The following is a 16297-nucleotide window of genomic DNA, read 5'->3' as shown; positions in this document are numbered from 1 at the left end:
ACCGAGAACCGGACGCGCAGTGCGAGCGCCGAGCGACTGCTCGACCTCGCGAGCCGTCCCTCCCGGGCCCTCGACTCCCTCGGTGAGCAGATGCGCTTCTACGTGCGCTCGCTGGCCTGGAGCGGCCGCACGCTGCGCCGCTACAAGAAGGAGGTCGTGCGCCTACTCGCCGAGGTGTCGCTCGGCACGGGCGCCCTGTCGGTCATCGGCGGGACGGTCGGCGTCATCGCCTTCCTCGCCTTCTTCACCGGCACCGAGGTCGGCCTGCAGGGCTACTCCTCGCTCGAGCAGCTCGGCACGGGCGCCTTCACGGGCTTCTTCTCCGCCTACCTCAACACGCGCGAGATCGCCCCGCTCGTGGCCGGGCTGGCGCTCGCAGCCACGGTCGGCTGCGGCTTCACCGCCCAGCTCGGCGCCATGCGCATCTCCGAGGAGGTCGACGCGCTGGAGGTCATGGGCATCCCGTCGCTGCCCTTCCTCGTGACGACCCGGATGATCGCCGGCTTCATCGCCGTCATCCCGCTCTACGTCCTCGGCCTGCTGAGCTCGTATGCCGCGACGCGCTTCATCTCGACGGCGTACTTCGGGCAGTCGGAGGGCACCTACGACCACTACTTCCACCTGTTCCTGCCCCCTGGCGACGTCTTCTGGTCCTTCGCCAAGGTGATGGTGTTCGCGGTCGTCATCATCCTGATCCACTGCTACTACGGCTACACCGCATCGGGCGGCCCGGCCGGGGTGGGTGTGGCGGTCGGCACCGCGGTCCGGACCTCCATCGTGGCCATCAACATCGTCGACTTCTTCCTGTCCCTCGCGATCTGGGGCGCGACGACCAGCGTGAGGATCGCCGGATGACGACCGCCCCGACCGATCCCGTCACCGACGTCAGCACCGACGCGACGCCCGGCCCCATCACCCAGCACACGCGCAAGCGACTGGGGCAGAAGGGCTACGGTCTGGTCTTCCTCGTCGTCCTGGCGCTCCTGCTGGGCCTGTCCATCGCCTCGTTCCAGAAGCGCTTCACCCCCGTCGTCATGGTGACGCTGGAGACCGACCGGCTCGGCAGCCAGCTGCAGGAGAGCTCCGACGTCAAGCTGCGCGGGCTGCTCGTGGGGGAGGTGCGTCACGTCGAGGCCACGCCCACGGGCGCGCGGCTGCAGCTCGCCCTGCAGCCCGAAGACGTGGACAAGATCCCGTCCAACGTCGTCGCGAGGCTGCTGCCCAAGACTCTCTTCGGTGAGCGCTACGTCGACCTGGAGACCGCCGGGACGCCGGCTCGCCCCATCAGGGCCGGCGACGTCATCCCCCAGGACCGCAGCAAGGTCGCCATCGAGCTCGAGACCGTCTTCGACAACCTCTACCCGCTGCTGCGCACGGTCCAGCCGGCCAAGCTCGCGACGACGCTCAACGCCCTCTCGACCACGCTCGACGGCAGGGGAGAGCAGATCGGGCGCAACCTGACGCTGGTCGACCGCTACTTCAAGGCGCTGAACCCCAGCATGCCCACGATCCAGAAGGACATCAGCCTGCTCGCCGACACCGCCGACCTCTACAACGGTGTCGCCCCGGACTTCTTCCGGCTCACCGAGTCGCTGCGCGTGACGAACAAGACCATCGTGGACAAGGACCAGCAGCTCGCCGCCTTCCTGGTCGGGACGGCCGGCTTCGCCAACGACGCGGCCGGCTTCCTGCGCGACAACGAGCAGCGCATCATCCAGGTGGGCCGCGTCAGCCGGCCGACCCTGCAGCTGCTCGCCGAGTACTCGCCGATCTACCCGTGCGTCGCCTCCGGCCTCGTGAACTGGATCCCGCGGGCCAACGCCGCCTTCGCCGGGGGCACCTTCCACATCACGCTCGAGGTCGTCCCGCCGCGCCAGCCGTACCGTCCAGGGGAGGAGCCGCGCTGGGAGGACAAGCGCGGGCCGCACTGCTACGGCCTGCCCACACCCAACGGCTCGCAGTCGAACCCCTTCAAGGGCAACCACTTCCGCGACGGCACCAAGCCCGCCAGCAACGCGCAGCCCTTCTCAGACATCCCGTCGGCACTGCTGGGCAACGCCTCCGCCGCCGACTCCGGCACGGCCGGCACGGCGGAGGAGCAGCAGGTCATCGGGGCCCTGCTGAGCCGGGACGGGCAGGCAGGCTCGGCAGGAGGGAGCGGCATCCAGACGCTGCTCGCCGGGCCCCTGATGCGCGGAACGGTGGTGAGCACCCAGTGAAGGTCAAGGGCTCGCTCATCAAGCTGATCGTCTTCGCTGCCGTCACCCTCTTCGCGACGAGCATCCTCGCTTTGACGATCGCCAACATCCAGCTCGGCTCCAAGGCCACCTACACCGCTGTCCTCAGCGACGCGACGGGCGTCATCCCCGGTCAGGACGTGCGCATCGCCGGGGTGCGCGTCGGCGAGGTCACCGACGTGCGCGTCGCGCACGACGCCACGTCCGACGGCGCCACCGCAGAGATCGACTTCTCGGTGCTCAAGAGCTCGGTCCTCACGCAGGGCACCGAGGTGACCGTCAAGTACCGCAACCTCGTCGGCCAGCGCTACCTCGCGCTGACCCAGGGAGCCGGCGCCCCGACGGCCCTCCCCGACGGCGCGACGATCCCCCTCTCCCGCACCCACCCCGCCCTCGACCTCACGGTCCTCTTCAACGGTTTCAAGCCGCTCTTCGCGGCCCTCTCACCGAGTGACGTCAACGAGCTGTCGGGTCTGCTCATCCAGACGCTCCAGGGCGAGGGCGGCGACGTGAACACGCTGCTGGCCAGGACCGCGAGCCTCACGTCGGCCATCGCCGACCGCGATGCTGTCATCGGTCGCACCATCGACAACCTCAACGCCGTGCTCGGCACCGTCGATGCCCACGACCAGCAGCTCCTCTCACTCATCGACCAGCTCCAGCGCTTCACCAGTGGCCTGGCCGCCGACCGCGAGACCATCGGCCGCTCGCTCTCGGGGATCAACACGCTCTCGGCAGAGACCGCCGACCTGCTCGTGTCGACGCGTCCGCTCATCAAGGACGACGTCGCCCAGCTGCGCACGCTGGCGACCACCCTCAACAAGCCGGCCAACGTCAAGGAGTTCGAGGCCTTCATCGACAACGCGCCGAACCGGATCGACACGCTGACCCGCACCGCCACCTACGGCTCGTGGTTCAACTTCTACCTCTGCAAGTTCGACAGCAAGAGCCCGATCCTGCCCGGCGTCAGCCCCACCTACGACGTCGCGTCCGCGAGGTGCAAGCCATGAGCATCCCCTTCCGAGAGCGCAACCCGGTTCCGATCGGGGCGGTCGGCCTGCTCGTCATCGCGGTGGTGCTCTACCTGGCGTTCAACGCCTCGAGCCTTCCAATCATCGGCGGCGGGACGGCATACAGCGCAGCCTTCACGGAGGCCGGCGGCATCAAGCCCGACGACGACGTGCGCATCGCCGGCGTCAAGGTCGGCAAGGTCACGGGCGTGGACCTCGAGGGCGGGCACGTCCGGGTGGACTTCACCATCACCGAGGGCGCGAGCTTCGGACCTCAGACCGGCGCCTCCATCCGGATGAAGACGATCCTCGGCGAGAAGTACCTCGCCCTCGACCCCAAGGGCCAGGGGCAGCTCGACCCGGACACGCAGATCCCGGTGGCGAGGACGGTGAGCTCCTACGACGTCGTCAACGCCTTCCAGGACCTCACCACGACGACGGAGCGCATCGACACCGGCCAGCTGGCCAAGTCCCTCACCGTCATCGCGTCGGAGTTCAAAGACAGCCCGCAGTACGTCCGGGCCACCCTCGACGGGCTCTCGCGCCTGTCCCGGACGGTCGCCAGCCGGGACGCCGAGCTCGGCTCGCTGCTGAAGCATGCCAACAGCGTGAGCGGCCTCGTGCGCAGCCGCAATGAGCAGGTCAGCACCCTCATCCGCGACGCCGACCTCCTCATGGTCGAGCTCGTCAAGCGCCGCGACGACATCCGGACGCTCTTCCGCAACACCACGGCGCTCGCCCAGCAGCTGACCGGCCTGGCACGCGACAACCGGGCGCAGCTCAAGCCGGCGCTCGCCGAGCTGGACAAGACGCTGGCGCTGCTGCAGAAGCACGACACCGACCTGAGCAAGACGATCCAGGCCATGGCGCCGTTCACGCGCGTCTACGCCAACACGCTCGGCACCGGGCGCTGGTTCGACACGTGGGTCTCCAACCTCGTCGTCCCGGTGGGGACGCCGGGTCTGGCACTGCCCGGAACCAAGCTGCCCCACCTGCTCCTTCCCGGCACCTCCGGAGGTGGTCGCTGATGCGGGTTCCGAAGCCCCGTATGCCGTTCGGCCGGCTCCACGCGCCGGTGACCGCTCTCGGCAAGGTCGTCGCCGGCCTCCTCGTCGTCGCGCTCGTCGCCGCCGCAGTCGCGTTCTGGCCCAGCCACGGCCAGACCAGCGTCAGCGCGGACTTCACCCGTGCCGTCGGCCTCTACCCCGGATCCGACGTGCGCATCCTCGGGGTCAAGGTCGGTCAGGTCGACAGCGTCAGCCCGGAGGGCGACCACGTGCACGTCACGTTCAGCTATGACGACAAGTACCGCGTGCCGGCGTCGGCCAAGGCCGCGATCGTCGCCCCGTCGCTCGTCTCGGACCGTTACGTCCAGCTGTTGCCCGTCTACCAGTCCGGGCCCGCGCTCACGGCCGGCACGCGGATCCCGTTGGAGCGCACGGCGGTTCCCGTCGAGCTCGACCGCGTCTCGCAGAGCCTCGACGACCTCATGGTGGCGCTCGGTCCCGACGGCGCCAACAAGAACGGCGCCCTGAACGAGCTGCTGCGCACGTCGGCCGCCAACCTCGGCGGCAACGGCGACAAGATCAACGGCACGGTTCACGACCTCTCCACGGCGCTGTCCACCCTCTCGGGCAGCCGCGACGACCTCTTCGGCACCGTGAAGAACCTCCAGTCCTTCACCTCGATGCTCGCCGACAACAACGCCCAGGTGCGCCGTCTCAACTCCGACATGGCGACCGTCGCCGACCAGCTGAGCGAGGAGCGCGAGAACCTCAAGGCGGCGCTCCAGAGCCTCGGCATCGCGGTCGACGAGGTCTCGGGCTTCGTGTCGGACAACCGGGCGCTGCTCAAGAGCAACCTCGACCGGGCCGTGACCGTCACGGACGCCTTCGCCAAGAACCGCCAGGCCCTCGCGCAGCTGCTCGAGAACGCTCCCGTTGCCCTCTCCAACCTGCAGAACGCGTACCACCCGGAGACCGGGACGCTCGACACCCGCAACAACGCCAAGGGACTCGACGACCCGCTCCTGCTCGTCTGCTCGATCCTGACCGGCCCGACGGGCACGGGTAACACGCAGCTGTGCGACGTCCTCAAGAAGGCCCTGGTGCCCCGGCTGCCGCAACTACCCTCACTGCCGAGTGGCAGTGCGCTACAAGGCGTTCCGCAGCCGAGCGGCCTGGTCAACCTTCGCGGTGCCGACCCCACCCTCGGCGGACTGCTCGGAGGCTCGCGATGACGTATGCCGACACGTCGGGGGCCACGCCCCCCGTGCACCCCCCGAGAAGCACCCGCCGGGTGGCCTTCGTCGCAACTCTGACGGCGCTCGCCCTCGGCGGCTGCAGCGCCTACGACCTCCCGCTCCCGGGCGGTGCCGGCACCGGCGACGACTCCTACACGGTGACGGCTGAGTTCGCCGACGTGCTCGACCTGGTCCCGCAGTCGTCGGTCAAGGTCAACCAGGTGACGGTCGGCTCGGTCGAGGACATCCAGGTGACGGGCTGGACGGCGACGGTGCGGCTGCGGCTGCCCCGCAGCGTGGTGCTCCCGGACAACGCGACCGCAGAGCTGAAGCAGACCTCGCTGCTCGGCGAGAAGTACGTCGCGCTCGCAGCCCCGACCGACGTGGCCCCCGAGGGACGGCTCGGTGAGGGGGACCGCATCCCGCTGTCCCGGACGAGCCGGAACCCGGAGGTCGAGGAGGTCCTCGGCGCGATGTCGCTGCTGCTCAACGGCGGTGGGGTGGCACAGCTGAAGACCATCGAGACCGAGCTCAACAACGCCATGCGTGGACGCACCGGCGACATCAGGGACCTCGTCACGCAGCTGAACACCTTCGTCGGCGGCCTCGACACCCAGAAGAGCGAGATCGTGCGCGCCATCGACAGCATCGACCGGCTGTCCAAGACCCTCGCCGACAACCGGTCCAAGATCGCCGCGGCGCTCGACGAGCTCCCCAAGGGCCTGAAGATCCTCGCCGACCAGCGCCGCCAGCTGACCGCGATGCTCACTGCCCTGCGCGACCTCGGCGAGGTCGGCACCCGGGTCATCCGCGGCTCGCGGGCCGACCTCGAGGCCAACCTTCGGGCGGTCAGCCCGATCCTGCGCCAGCTGAACAAGGCTGGTGACGACCTGCCGAAGAGCTACCAGCTGCTGCTGACCTACCCGTTCCCCAACAATGCCCAGAACACCATCAAGGGCGACTACACCAACCTGTGGGCGACCCTGGACACCAACCTCGACACGATCGCCGGCAACCTCGGCGTCGGCCGCCTGCCGAAGGTGCCCGGGCTGCCCGGGGTGCCCCTTCCGTCCGTCCCCGTGCCGTCGGTGCCGCTGCCCTCGGTGCCCCTGCCGTCGGTCACCCTGCCGAAGGTCCCGGTGCCGACCGTCCCCGGCGTGCCCGTCCCCACGACGCTCCCCGGTGGGCTGCTGGGCTCCGGCACGTCGGGCTCCGGCTCCGCCGAGGCGGCGTCGTGGTCCACGCTGTTCCCCACGGGAGGCTCCCGATGATCACCCGTACCGTGCGGCTGCAGCTCGCCGCGTTCGCCCTGCTTTCGGTGACCCTCGTGGCGATCCTGTCCGCGAGCTACGTCGGACTCACCGACAAGATCGCCGGCGGCAGCTACGTCGTCTCCGCGGACCTCGCCCAGTCGGGCGGCATCTTCGTGGGCGCGGAGGTCACCTACCGCGGCGTCACGGTGGGCAAGGTCGAGGCGCTCAGACTGTCGGGCAACGGGGTCGCGGTCGACGCACGGCTCGACCGCGGCACTCAGATCCCGAAGGACACCAAGGCGGTCGTGGAGAACCGGTCCGCGGTGGGCGAGCAGTACCTGGACCTGCAGCCGCGCGGCGCGAGCGCGCCGTTCCTCGCCGCGGGCGACGTCATCCCACGGGACCGCACCGCCTTCCCCATCCGCATCGACCAGCTCCTGCAGCACGTGGACGACACGGTCGCGTCGGTCCCGCGGGCGTCGCTCGTGACGACGGTGGACGAGCTCGCCAAGGCGTTCCAGGGCGGCGGCACCGACCTGCAGCGACTGATCGACTCGGGCAACTCCCTGACCGCCGCGGCGACCGAGGCGCTGCCGCAGACCACTCGGCTCATCGACGATGGCCGGATCGTCCTCGACACGCAGGTCAAGAGCGGTGCCGACATCCGCCGGAGCGTCTCGGGGTTCGCCGACGTCGCCGACGCGCTGCGCCAGGCCGACCCCGACCTGCGCCTGGTGCTGGACCGTGGGTCGGTCGCGACCTCGCAGCTCGACGCTCTCATCACCGAGAACAAGCAGAGCCTCGCGGCCCTGCTGGCCAACTTCATCACGATCGGCAACGTCACCACCGCTCGGCTGGACGGCATCGAGCAGCTGCTGGTGACCTACCCCGACGTCGTGACCGGTGGCTTCACCGTTCTCCCCGGCGACGGCACGGCCCACTTCGGGCTCGTCCTCAACGCCGACGATCCCAAGGCCTGCGAGGTCGGCTACGAGGGCACGACGAAGACCGACCCGCACCGCACCACCGGTCTCCCGCCGCTCAACCGCGACGCGCACTGCGCTGCCGCGCGAGGCTCCGGGGTCAACGTGCGGGGTGCCCAGAACGCACCAAAGCCGACGCCCGGCGGCCAGGGCGGACGCAGCTACCCGATGGCCTTCGGCGCCACCCCGGTCGCCCTGGGCAACCCGGCCGTGACCTCCGGCCGCCCTGCCTCGTTGTCAGTCCAGTCGCCGGTCGCCCCGACCGGTGACGGACGGACCGACAACGGCACGAGCTGGCTCTGGATGATGCAGGAGGCGCTCCGCTAGCCGGTGACGGAAGGAACCCCTCGATGACGATGGCCCCCACCCGCTCGGACACCGAGCGGCCCCCGCGGACGCGCGAGACGCCCGACGATGCCGCACTGATCGCAGATCCCGACGCCCGCGACCCGGGTGCCGGTCCGGTCACCTCCGACACGCCACGTGCGGGCCACAGGGGAGTCCGCACGTGGCGTCCCTCCACCCGTCTGCTCTGGGCCGTGACCGCCCTGCTGGTCGTCGCCGCGGTCGCGGTGGCAGCCACCGCGGGCCGGTCCGCGTGGCAGCATCAGCGCGACGAGGACGCGGGAGCGGCCGCTCTGGCCGCCGGCCGTCAGATCGCCGTCAACTTCGTGACGATGAACGCCTCGACCTTCGACGCCGACACCAAGCGCGTCCTCGACGAGTCCACCGGCACCTTCGCGAAGGAGTACGCGTCCACGCTCGCCCAGCTCAAGCCCGTCGTGACGGCCAACAAGACCGTGTCGACGGTCGAGCGGGCCGAGGCCGCCCTCGTCTCGGGCGACCAGGACTCCGCCAAGGTCATCGTGGGGGTGGTCGCCCCCACCTCCAACGCCTCGACGCCCAAGCCCGAGAAGAAGACGTACCGGCTCCGCCTCGACCTGGTGAAGGTCGGCGACGCGTGGAAGGTGAGCACCCTTGACTTCGTCAGCTGACCCCCGTCGCACGACCTCGGCTGCCGGGAGCCCGCGCAAGCGCGTGGCCGGCACCCGACGTCGGTCCCAGTCCACGTCCGAGGCCGCCTCCGTGCCTGCCTCCGTGCCCACTTCCGGGCGCCCCGAGGTGTCCCCGGTTGCGGCTGGCAGCGCCCGCACCGCGACCGCGACGCTCGAGCGCCCCACCGACGTTGCGTTCCCCGACGAGGAGCTCCGCGCCGCCCCGTCCGGCCGCCACTCGGGACCGTCCGTCGCGGGCGATACGGACGACTCGGACGACGCCCTCGAGCAGCGCCCGCACGGCGACGCCACTGCGGAGGCACCCGCCCGACGCTCCACCCGGATCTGGCCGGCGATCGTCGCGGCCGTCCTGGCCACCGCTCTGCTCGGCGCCGCGCTCGTCTACGCGCTGCGCCCGACGGTGTCCGACGCAAACCGGACGGCTGCCGTGAGCTCGGCTCGCACGACGCTCGAGAGCCTCCTCAGCTACAGCGGCTCGTCCTTCGACAAGCACGTCGAGGAGGTGCTGCCGCAGCTCACCTCGCCGTTCAAGGACCAGTTCACCAAGGTCGCAGCGACCGACATCAAGCCGATGGCGGTCAAGAACGCGGCGACCGTCCAGGCCAAGGTCTACGAGGCTGGCGTCATGGACGCGTCCGGCGACGGCGGCGAGGGCACGACGGTCCGCGTCATGGCCTTCGTCAACCAGGCCACCACCACGAAGGCGCAGCCGGCCCCCGCGATCGACCAGAACCGCGTCATCGCCACGATGCGCAAGACCGGCGACCGCTGGCTCCTTAGCGACCTCGCGGCGTACTGAGCCCACCTGACCCCACCCCGGGAGCCCGGGACTCGGCCGAGGCCGTGTCCCGGGCTCCTCGCGGTTGGCATACTGCCGCTGTGAAACTCATCCAGGCCAATGGCGTCCCAGAGTCCCTAGCCCGCGTCCACGACCCCGAGACGGTCCCCGTGCGGGTCGCCCTCGTCCAGCACGAGTGGCTCGACGACCCCGAAAGCCTCGTCGAGACCCTCCGCGACGGCATCCGCACGGCGGCGGAGGCCGGTGCGCGCATCGTCTTCCTGCCGGAGCTGACCCTCTCGCGCTACCCCGCCGACACCCTGCCGCAGGGCACGCCCTCGGCCACAGCCGAGGACCTCGAGACCGGCCCCACGGTGACCTTCGCCCGCGCGGCCGCCCGTGACTTCGACGTCCACGTGCACGCCTCGCTCTACGAGCGCGCCGACGAGGGCGACGGGCTCGGCTTCAACACCGCTGTGGTCATCGCCCCGAGCGGGGAGATGGTGGCCCGCACCCGCAAGACGCACATCCCGGTCACGGCCGGCTACCACGAGGACAAGTACTTCCGTCCCGGGCCGGCAGACGACGCCTACCCGCTCGTCGAGCTGGACGACCCGTCGCTTCGGCTCGGCCTGCCCACGTGCTGGGACGAGTGGTTCCCCGAGGTGGCCCGGCTCTACTCCCTGGCCGGCGCGCAGGTGCTCTGCTACCCGACGGCCATCGGCTCCGAGCCGGACCACCCGGACTTCGACACCCAGCCGCTGTGGCAGCAGGTCATCGTCGGCAACGGCATCGCCAACGGGCTGTTCATGGTCGTGCCCAACCGTTTCGGCACCGAGGGCCTGATCACCTTCTACGGCAGCTCCTTCATCTCCGACCCCTACGGCCGGGTCCTCGTGCAGGCACCGCGCGACGAGGCGGCCGTCCTCGTCGCAGACCTCGACCTGGCGCAGCGGCGCGACTGGCTCGAGCTCTTCCCCTTCCTCGAGACGCGCCGTCCCGACTCGTATGCCGCCCTGACGACCCCGGTGCGCGAGGAGCACCGTCGCGAGGTGGCTGGGTGACCGAGCCCGTCCCGCCGCCCGGGAGAACATCGGCGGGCTGGCTGATGCCGTCGGAGACCGCCCGGCACGAGCGCACCTGGATGGCCTGGCCGAGCGCGGGCTACACGCTCGGGGACACGGCGCAGGAGGCAGCCGTCGCGCGAGCGACGTGGGCCGCCGTCGCGAACGCGGTGGCCGAGTTCGAGCCGGTCCGCATGGTGGCCGTGCCGGACGACGTGCCGGTGGCGCGGGAGCACCTGCATCCGGACGTCGAGCTGGTGGAGGCGGACCTCGACGACGCCTGGATGCGCGACATCGGCCCCACCTTCGTCCGATCCGCCGACGGCGCGCGGCTCGGTGCCGTCGACTGGGTCTTCAACGGCTGGGGCGGCCAGTCCTGGGCGTCCTGGGAGCACGACGCGCGCATCGCCGCGCTCGTCACCGGCGTCGCGGGTGCCGAGGCCATCGGCTCGAGCCTGGTCAACGAGGGCGGGGGCATCCACGTCGACGGCCTGGGCACCGTGCTGCTCACCGAGACCGTCCAGCTCGACCCCGGCCGCAACCCCGGACTGACCCGCCTCGACGTGGAGGCCGAGCTGGCCCGCACGATCGGTGCGACGACGTGCATCTGGCTGCCTCGCGGGCTGACCCGCGACTACGACGAGTTCGGCACTCGCGGCCACGTCGACATCGTCGCGACCATCCCGAGCCCAGGTGTCCTGCTGCTCCACGAGCAGCAGGAGCCCTCCCACCCCGACCACGCAGTGTCGCGGCAGCTGCGCGAGCTGCTCGAGGAGGCCCGTGACGCGCGGGGGGAGCGCTTCGAGGTCGTGGGAGTTCCCGCGCCGCGCACGCTGGCGGACGCGGAGGGGCCGGTCGACTGGTCCTACCTCAACCACCTCGTCGTCAACGACGGCGTCATCGCCTGCACCTTCGGGGACGAGCAGGACGACGCGTCCCTGGGCGTGCTCGCCGACGCATACCCCGGCCGGCGCGTGGTGGGCGTGGACGCCCGCCCGCTCTTCGACCGTGGTGGCGGCATCCACTGCATCACCCAGCAGCAGCCCGCCCTCTGAGGCCGGGCACCCTCAGGGCACGTCGAGTGGGTCCCTTACCGATGGAAAGGGCCCACTCGACCTCATGCGGCGGCGTGCTGGTCAGGCGGGATGGTCAGGCGGGATGGTCAGGCATGGGGGAGCCGCTTGTGGATGTCCTCGCTCATCCGGACGACGGAGAGGTAGAACTCCAGGGTCATCCTGACGATGGCGAGGTAGATGACGAGCAGGATCGGCCCGAGCAGGAGCACCACGAGGCCGGAGGTGACGCTGCTGGCGAAGGCGGCGACCAGGAAGATGAACCAGGTGACCACGAGTGCCACGGTCGCCAGCACGTAGACGATCCGGACGAGGATCGGCGTCACGAAGTTCGTGAAGCTGAAGTCGAAGAGCGCCGTGAAGAAACCGGCGCCCTCGCGAGGGGGCTCGGGGATGCTCGACAGGCCGCTCGGACCGCTCGGACCGCTCGGACCGCTGGGGCTGGTCGGGGCGCCGGGACCGGACGACGCGCTGGGGCCGCCCCCGGCGCCCGGACCCGGCGGCGGGGGCGCCACGGGCGGCGGGGGAGAGGGTGTCGGGCCTGCTCCCTGGTCCGGTGTCCGCGGCGACTCGCCGCTGGAGATGGGCGTCGTGGGCCGGCTGCCGGCCGGCAGGTTGAAGGACGGCTGCTCGGGCGGGTTCGGATCGGACATGGCTTCCCTCTCTGAAGGAGCTGCGGATCGTCGGTCCTCCCATGCTAGGTGCGCAGCGAGGCGCGGACCGGGGCCAACGTCGTGCCCGGGGGCGGCGTCACTGCAGGTCAGCGGGGTCGTGGCAGCCCCGTTGCGAGGCGTGGCGACGCGCCTGCGGGGCGACAGGTCTTGACGCGAAGGGCGCAGAGGGCCATATTCGTCGCGTTCGCATTGCGAGCCCCCGGTCCGGGGGGCGTGGCAGGTCACGCCGAGGCGCACGGCCGTTCGAGGCCGCGTGGCACCTCGGTCGACGATCTCCGCTCCTTGACCCGGCTGGACACTCCTGCCCTTTGCGGGTAGGCTAGGCCTTTGCGCTGCCCATGCCCTCCCTTTCGCGACTCCGTCAGGCCACCCACCGTGCCACCCGGCATTCGGTATGACCTCCGGGACCCGCGAGCGGAGCCATGCGCAACGCGGATCTGAAGATTCGAAAAAGGCCCGTGGAAGGACCCTCCTTGGCTGCCTCGCGTACCGCGACGAACATGTCCACCGCACAGACCCCCTCCGGGCGTCTGTCCTTCGCGAAGATTCGCGAACCACTCGAGGTCCCCGACCTCCTGGCCCTTCAGACGGAGAGTTTCGACTGGCTGCTCGGCAACGAGCGCTGGCAGGCTCGCGTCGCTGCGGCCAAGGCCGAGGGGCGCACCGACGTCCCCGACCGGTCCGGGCTCGAGGAGATCTTCGAGGAGATCTCCCCGATCGAGGACTTCAGCGGCTCCATGTCGCTGTCGTTCCGCGACCACCGCTTCGAGGAGACCCGCAAGACGATCGAGTCGTGCAAGGAGCGCGATCAGACGTACGACGCGCCGCTCTTCGTCACCGCCGAGTTCATGAACGCCCAGACGGGTGAGATCAAGAGCCAGACGGTCTTCATGGGCGACTTCCCGCTCATGACCGAGCGCGGCACCTTCATCATCAACGGCACCGAGCGTGTCGTCGTCTCGCAGCTCGTCCGCAGCCCGGGCGTCTACTTCGAGCGCACGCCCGACAAGACGTCCGACAAGGACATCTACACGGCCAAGATCATCCCGAGCCGCGGTGCCTGGCTCGAGTTCGAGATCGACAAGCGCGACATGGTCGGCGTCCGCGTCGACCGCAAGCGCAAGCAGTCGGTCACCGTGCTCCTGAAGGCCCTGGGCTGGACCGAGGCCCAGATCCTCGAGGAGTTCGGCGAGTTCGAGTCGATGCGCCTGACCCTCGAGAAGGACCACACGCAGGGCCAGGACGACGCGCTGCTCGACATCTACCGCAAGCTGCGCCCGGGCGAGCCGCCGACGAAGGAGGCCGCGCAGACGCTGCTCGACAACCTCTACTTCAACGGCAAGCGATACGACCTGGCCAAGGTCGGCCGCTACAAGGTCAACAAGAAGCTCGGTCTCGACGCCTCGATCAACGACTCGACCCTGTCGATCGACGACATCGTCAAGACGATCAAGTTCATCGTCACGCTGCACGACGGCCAGGACTCGATGAAGGGCGTCAAGAACGGCGAGGAGGTCGACGTCCGCGTCGAGGTCGACGACATCGACCACTTCGGCAACCGTCGCCTCCGCTCTGTCGGCGAGCTCATCCAGAACCAGGTCCGCACCGGCCTCTCCCGCATGGAGCGCGTCGTCCGCGAGCGCATGACCACGCAGGACGTCGAGGCGATCACCCCGCAGACCCTGATCAACATCCGCCCGGTGGTGGCGTCGATCAAGGAGTTCTTCGGGACCTCGCAGCTGTCGCAGTTCATGGACCAGAACAACCCGCTCGCGGGTCTGACGCACAAGCGTCGCCTGTCCGCGCTCGGCCCGGGTGGTATCTCCCGTGACCGTGCCCAGATGGAGGTCCGTGACGTCCACCCGTCGCACTACGGCCGCATGTGCCCGATCGAGACGCCTGAAGGCCCGAACATCGGCCTCATCGGCTCGCTCGCGTCCTACGGTCGCATCAACGCGTTCGGCTTCATCGAGACGCCGTACCGCAAGGTGGTCGACGGTCACGTCACCGACGACATCGACTACCTGTCCGCCGACGAGGAGGACCGCTTCGTCGTCGCCCAGGCCAACGCGCCGCTCGACAAGCAGAACAACTTCACCGAGGACCGCGTGCTCGTGCGCACCAAGGGTGGAGAGGTCGAGCTCGTCCCCGGCGACGAGGTCGACTACATGGACGTCTCACCGCGCCAGATGGTCTCGGCCGCGACCGCGATGATCCCGTTCCTCGAGCACGACGACGCCAACCGTGCGCTCATGGGCGCCAACATGCAGCGCCAGGCCGTCCCGCTCGTCAAGAGCGAGGCGCCGATCGTCGGCACCGGCATGGAGTTCCGCGCCGCCCTCGACTCGGGCGACGTCGTCCGCGCCGAGAAGGCCGGTGTCGTGCAGGAGGTGTCGGCTGACCTGGTCACCGTCGCCAACGACGACGGCACCTACCAGACCTACCGCATCGCCAAGTTCGCGCGCTCCAACCAGGGCACGAGCTACAATCAGGTCGTCGTCGTCAACGAGGGCGACCGGCTGGAGGCCGGCGGCGTCATCGCCGACGGTCCCGCGACCGACGGTGGCGAGATGGCGCTCGGGCGCAACCTGCTCGTGGCGTTCATGTCGTGGGAGGGCCACAACTACGAGGACGCGATCATCCTCAGCCAGCGCCTGGTCCAGGACGACGTCCTGTCCTCGATCCACATCGAGGAGCACGAGGTCGACGCCCGCGACACCAAGCTCGGCCCCGAGGAGATCACCCGGGACATCCCGAACGTCTCCGAGGAGGTCCTGGCCGACCTCGACGAGCGCGGCATCATCCGCGTCGGCGCCGAGGTCCGCGACGGCGACCTGCTCGTCGGCAAGGTCACGCCCAAGGGCGAGACCGAGCTGACCCCGGAGGAGCGCCTGCTGCGCGCCATCTTCGGTGAGAAGGCCCGCGAGGTCCGCGACACCTCGCTGAAGGTGCCGCACGGCGAGACCGGCACGGTCATCGGTGTCAAGGAGTTCCGCGCCGACCTCGGCGACGACCTGCCGCCGGGCGTCAACCAGCTCGTCCGCGTCTACGTGGCCAACAAGCGCAAGATCACCGACGGTGACAAGCTCGCCGGCCGCCACGGCAACAAGGGTGTCATCTCTAAGATCCTCCCGGTCGAGGACATGCCCTTCCTCGAGGACGGCACGCCGGTCGACGTCGTGCTCAACCCGCACGGTGTTCCGCGTCGTATGAACCTCGGCCAGATCCTCGAGCTGCACCTCGGCTGGGCCGCCTCGCGCGGATGGAAGATCGAGGGCAACCCGGAGTGGGCCAAGGAGATCGCGCCCGACGCGCACGAGGCCCCCGCGGGCTCGCGCGTGGCGACGCCGGTCTTCGACGGTGCCTCCGAGGACGTGGTCACGGGTCTGCTCGACTCGACGCTCAAGACGCGCGACGGGGTCCGCCTCATCGACGCCTCGGGCAAGACGCGCCTGTTCGACGGCCGCTCCGGCGAGCCGTTCCCCGAGCCGGTGGCCGTCGGCTACATGTACATCCTCAAGCTCCACCACCTCGTCGACGACAAGATCCACGCTCGCTCCACGGGTCCCTACTCGATGATCACCCAGCAGCCGCTCGGCGGTAAGGCCCAGTTCGGTGGCCAGCGCTTCGGTGAGATGGAGGTCTGGGCACTCGAGGCGTACGGCGCCGCCTACACGCTCCAGGAGCTGCTGACGATCAAGTCGGACGACGTTCCCGGCCGCGTGAAGGTCTACGAGGCCATCGTCAAGGGCGAGAACATCCCCGACTCGGGCATCCCGGAGTCGTTCAAGGTCCTCCTCAAGGAGATGCAGTCGCTGTGTCTCAACGTCGAGGTCCTGAGCTCCGACGGCACGACGATCGAGATGAAGGAGTCCGACGAGGAGGTCTTCCGCGCTGCGGAGGAGCTCGGCATCGACCTGAGCCGGCGTGAGCCGTCCAGCGTCGAAGAGGTCTGAGAAGGCCCCAC

13 protein-coding genes are annotated in these 16297 nt (G+C 69.9%); 12 read left to right on the top strand and 1 reads right to left on the bottom strand.

Annotated features, from left to right (window positions below; all coding sequences use genetic code 11):
• Positions 1–90: 90 nt before the first annotated feature.
• The 11 genes from LQK93_RS04345 (at position 91) to LQK93_RS04295 (ending at position 11638) form a co-directional block, all read left to right on the top strand.
• Complete coding sequence (locus LQK93_RS04345) at positions 91–855, top strand: ABC transporter permease (protein WP_344064214.1); 765 nt, start codon at positions 91–93, stop codon at positions 853–855.
• On the top strand, positions 852–2219 hold the full coding sequence (locus LQK93_RS04340) for an MCE family protein (RefSeq protein ID WP_374970328.1): 1368 nt from the start codon (positions 852–854) through the stop codon (positions 2217–2219). The genes LQK93_RS04345 and LQK93_RS04340 overlap by 4 nt, the downstream gene beginning before the upstream one ends.
• Complete coding sequence (locus LQK93_RS04335) at positions 2216–3247, top strand: MCE family protein (protein ID WP_374970327.1); 1032 nt, start codon at positions 2216–2218, stop codon at positions 3245–3247. Before LQK93_RS04340 ends, LQK93_RS04335 begins: the two co-directional genes overlap by 4 nt.
• On the top strand, positions 3244–4275 hold the full coding sequence (locus LQK93_RS04330; protein WP_374970326.1) for an MCE family protein: 1032 nt from the start codon (positions 3244–3246) through the stop codon (positions 4273–4275). The genes LQK93_RS04335 and LQK93_RS04330 overlap by 4 nt, the downstream gene beginning before the upstream one ends.
• On the top strand, positions 4275–5486 hold the full coding sequence (locus LQK93_RS04325; RefSeq protein ID WP_374970325.1) for an MCE family protein: 1212 nt from the start codon (positions 4275–4277) through the stop codon (positions 5484–5486). Before LQK93_RS04330 ends, LQK93_RS04325 begins: the two co-directional genes overlap by 1 nt.
• A complete protein-coding gene (locus LQK93_RS04320) occupies positions 5483–6760 on the top strand; it encodes an MCE family protein (RefSeq protein ID WP_374970324.1) in 1278 nt (425 codons plus the stop codon). The genes LQK93_RS04325 and LQK93_RS04320 overlap by 4 nt, the downstream gene beginning before the upstream one ends.
• On the top strand, positions 6757–8052 hold the full coding sequence (locus LQK93_RS04315; protein ID WP_374970323.1) for an MCE family protein: 1296 nt from the start codon (positions 6757–6759) through the stop codon (positions 8050–8052). Before LQK93_RS04320 ends, LQK93_RS04315 begins: the two co-directional genes overlap by 4 nt.
• Positions 8053–8075: 23 nt before the next feature.
• On the top strand, positions 8076–8720 hold the full coding sequence (locus LQK93_RS04310; protein WP_374970322.1) for a hypothetical protein: 645 nt from the start codon (positions 8076–8078) through the stop codon (positions 8718–8720).
• A gap of 103 nt (positions 8721–8823) precedes the next feature.
• Entirely contained in the window at positions 8824–9540 is a 717-nt protein-coding gene (locus tag LQK93_RS04305) for a hypothetical protein (RefSeq protein WP_374970321.1), read from the top strand.
• Positions 9541–9620: 80 nt separating this feature from the next.
• Positions 9621–10583, top strand: a complete 963-nt coding sequence (locus LQK93_RS04300) for a nitrilase-related carbon-nitrogen hydrolase (protein WP_374970320.1) — start codon at positions 9621–9623, stop codon at positions 10581–10583.
• Between the two features lie 44 nt (positions 10584–10627).
• Positions 10628–11638 (top strand): agmatine/peptidylarginine deiminase, encoded by a 1011-nt coding sequence (locus LQK93_RS04295; RefSeq protein WP_374970319.1) that lies wholly within the window; start codon positions 10628–10630, stop codon positions 11636–11638.
• A gap of 107 nt (positions 11639–11745) precedes the next feature.
• Here LQK93_RS04295 and LQK93_RS04290 read toward each other — a convergent pair whose 3' ends face one another.
• Positions 11746–12309 carry a DUF4282 domain-containing protein gene (locus LQK93_RS04290; protein WP_374970318.1) on the bottom strand — a complete coding sequence of 188 codons (564 nt, stop codon included), beginning with the start codon at positions 12307–12309 and terminating at the stop codon, positions 11746–11748.
• A 494-nt stretch (positions 12310–12803) separates the two neighbouring features.
• Here LQK93_RS04290 and rpoB point away from each other — a divergent pair, with 494 nt between their 5' ends.
• The gene (rpoB, locus tag LQK93_RS04285) at positions 12804–16286 is read left to right on the top strand and encodes a DNA-directed RNA polymerase subunit beta (protein ID WP_142204294.1); all 3483 of its coding nucleotides are present in this window, start codon (positions 12804–12806) and stop codon (positions 16284–16286) included.
• Positions 16287–16297: the final 11 nt, after the last annotated feature.

This window comes from Terrabacter sp. BE26 (assembly GCF_041941675.1).
Taxonomy (GTDB): domain Bacteria; phylum Actinomycetota; class Actinomycetes; order Actinomycetales; family Dermatophilaceae; genus Terrabacter.
The sequence above is the reverse complement of the archived record's forward strand: the minus strand, read 5'-3'. Positions and strand labels throughout refer to the sequence as shown.

What these genes read in the sequence shown, in the direction of transcription:
- LQK93_RS04325 (WP_374970325.1), top strand. Translation starts at nt 4,275, where the DNA reads ATGCGGGTTCCGAAGCCCCGTATGCCGTTCGGCCGGCTCCACGCGCCG.
- LQK93_RS04290 (WP_374970318.1), bottom strand. Translation starts at nt 12,309, where the DNA reads ATGTCCGATCCGAACCCGCCCGAGCAGCCGTCCTTCAACCTGCCGGCC.
- LQK93_RS04340 (WP_374970328.1), top strand. Translation starts at nt 852, where the DNA reads ATGACGACCGCCCCGACCGATCCCGTCACCGACGTCAGCACCGACGCG.
- LQK93_RS04320 (WP_374970324.1), top strand. Translation starts at nt 5,483, where the DNA reads ATGACGTATGCCGACACGTCGGGGGCCACGCCCCCCGTGCACCCCCCG.
- LQK93_RS04310 (WP_374970322.1), top strand. Translation starts at nt 8,076, where the DNA reads ATGACGATGGCCCCCACCCGCTCGGACACCGAGCGGCCCCCGCGGACG.
- LQK93_RS04330 (WP_374970326.1), top strand. Translation starts at nt 3,244, where the DNA reads ATGAGCATCCCCTTCCGAGAGCGCAACCCGGTTCCGATCGGGGCGGTC.
- LQK93_RS04295 (WP_374970319.1), top strand. Translation starts at nt 10,628, where the DNA reads ATGCCGTCGGAGACCGCCCGGCACGAGCGCACCTGGATGGCCTGGCCG.
- LQK93_RS04315 (WP_374970323.1), top strand. Translation starts at nt 6,757, where the DNA reads ATGATCACCCGTACCGTGCGGCTGCAGCTCGCCGCGTTCGCCCTGCTT.
- LQK93_RS04345 (WP_344064214.1), top strand. Translation starts at nt 91, where the DNA reads ATGCGCTTCTACGTGCGCTCGCTGGCCTGGAGCGGCCGCACGCTGCGC.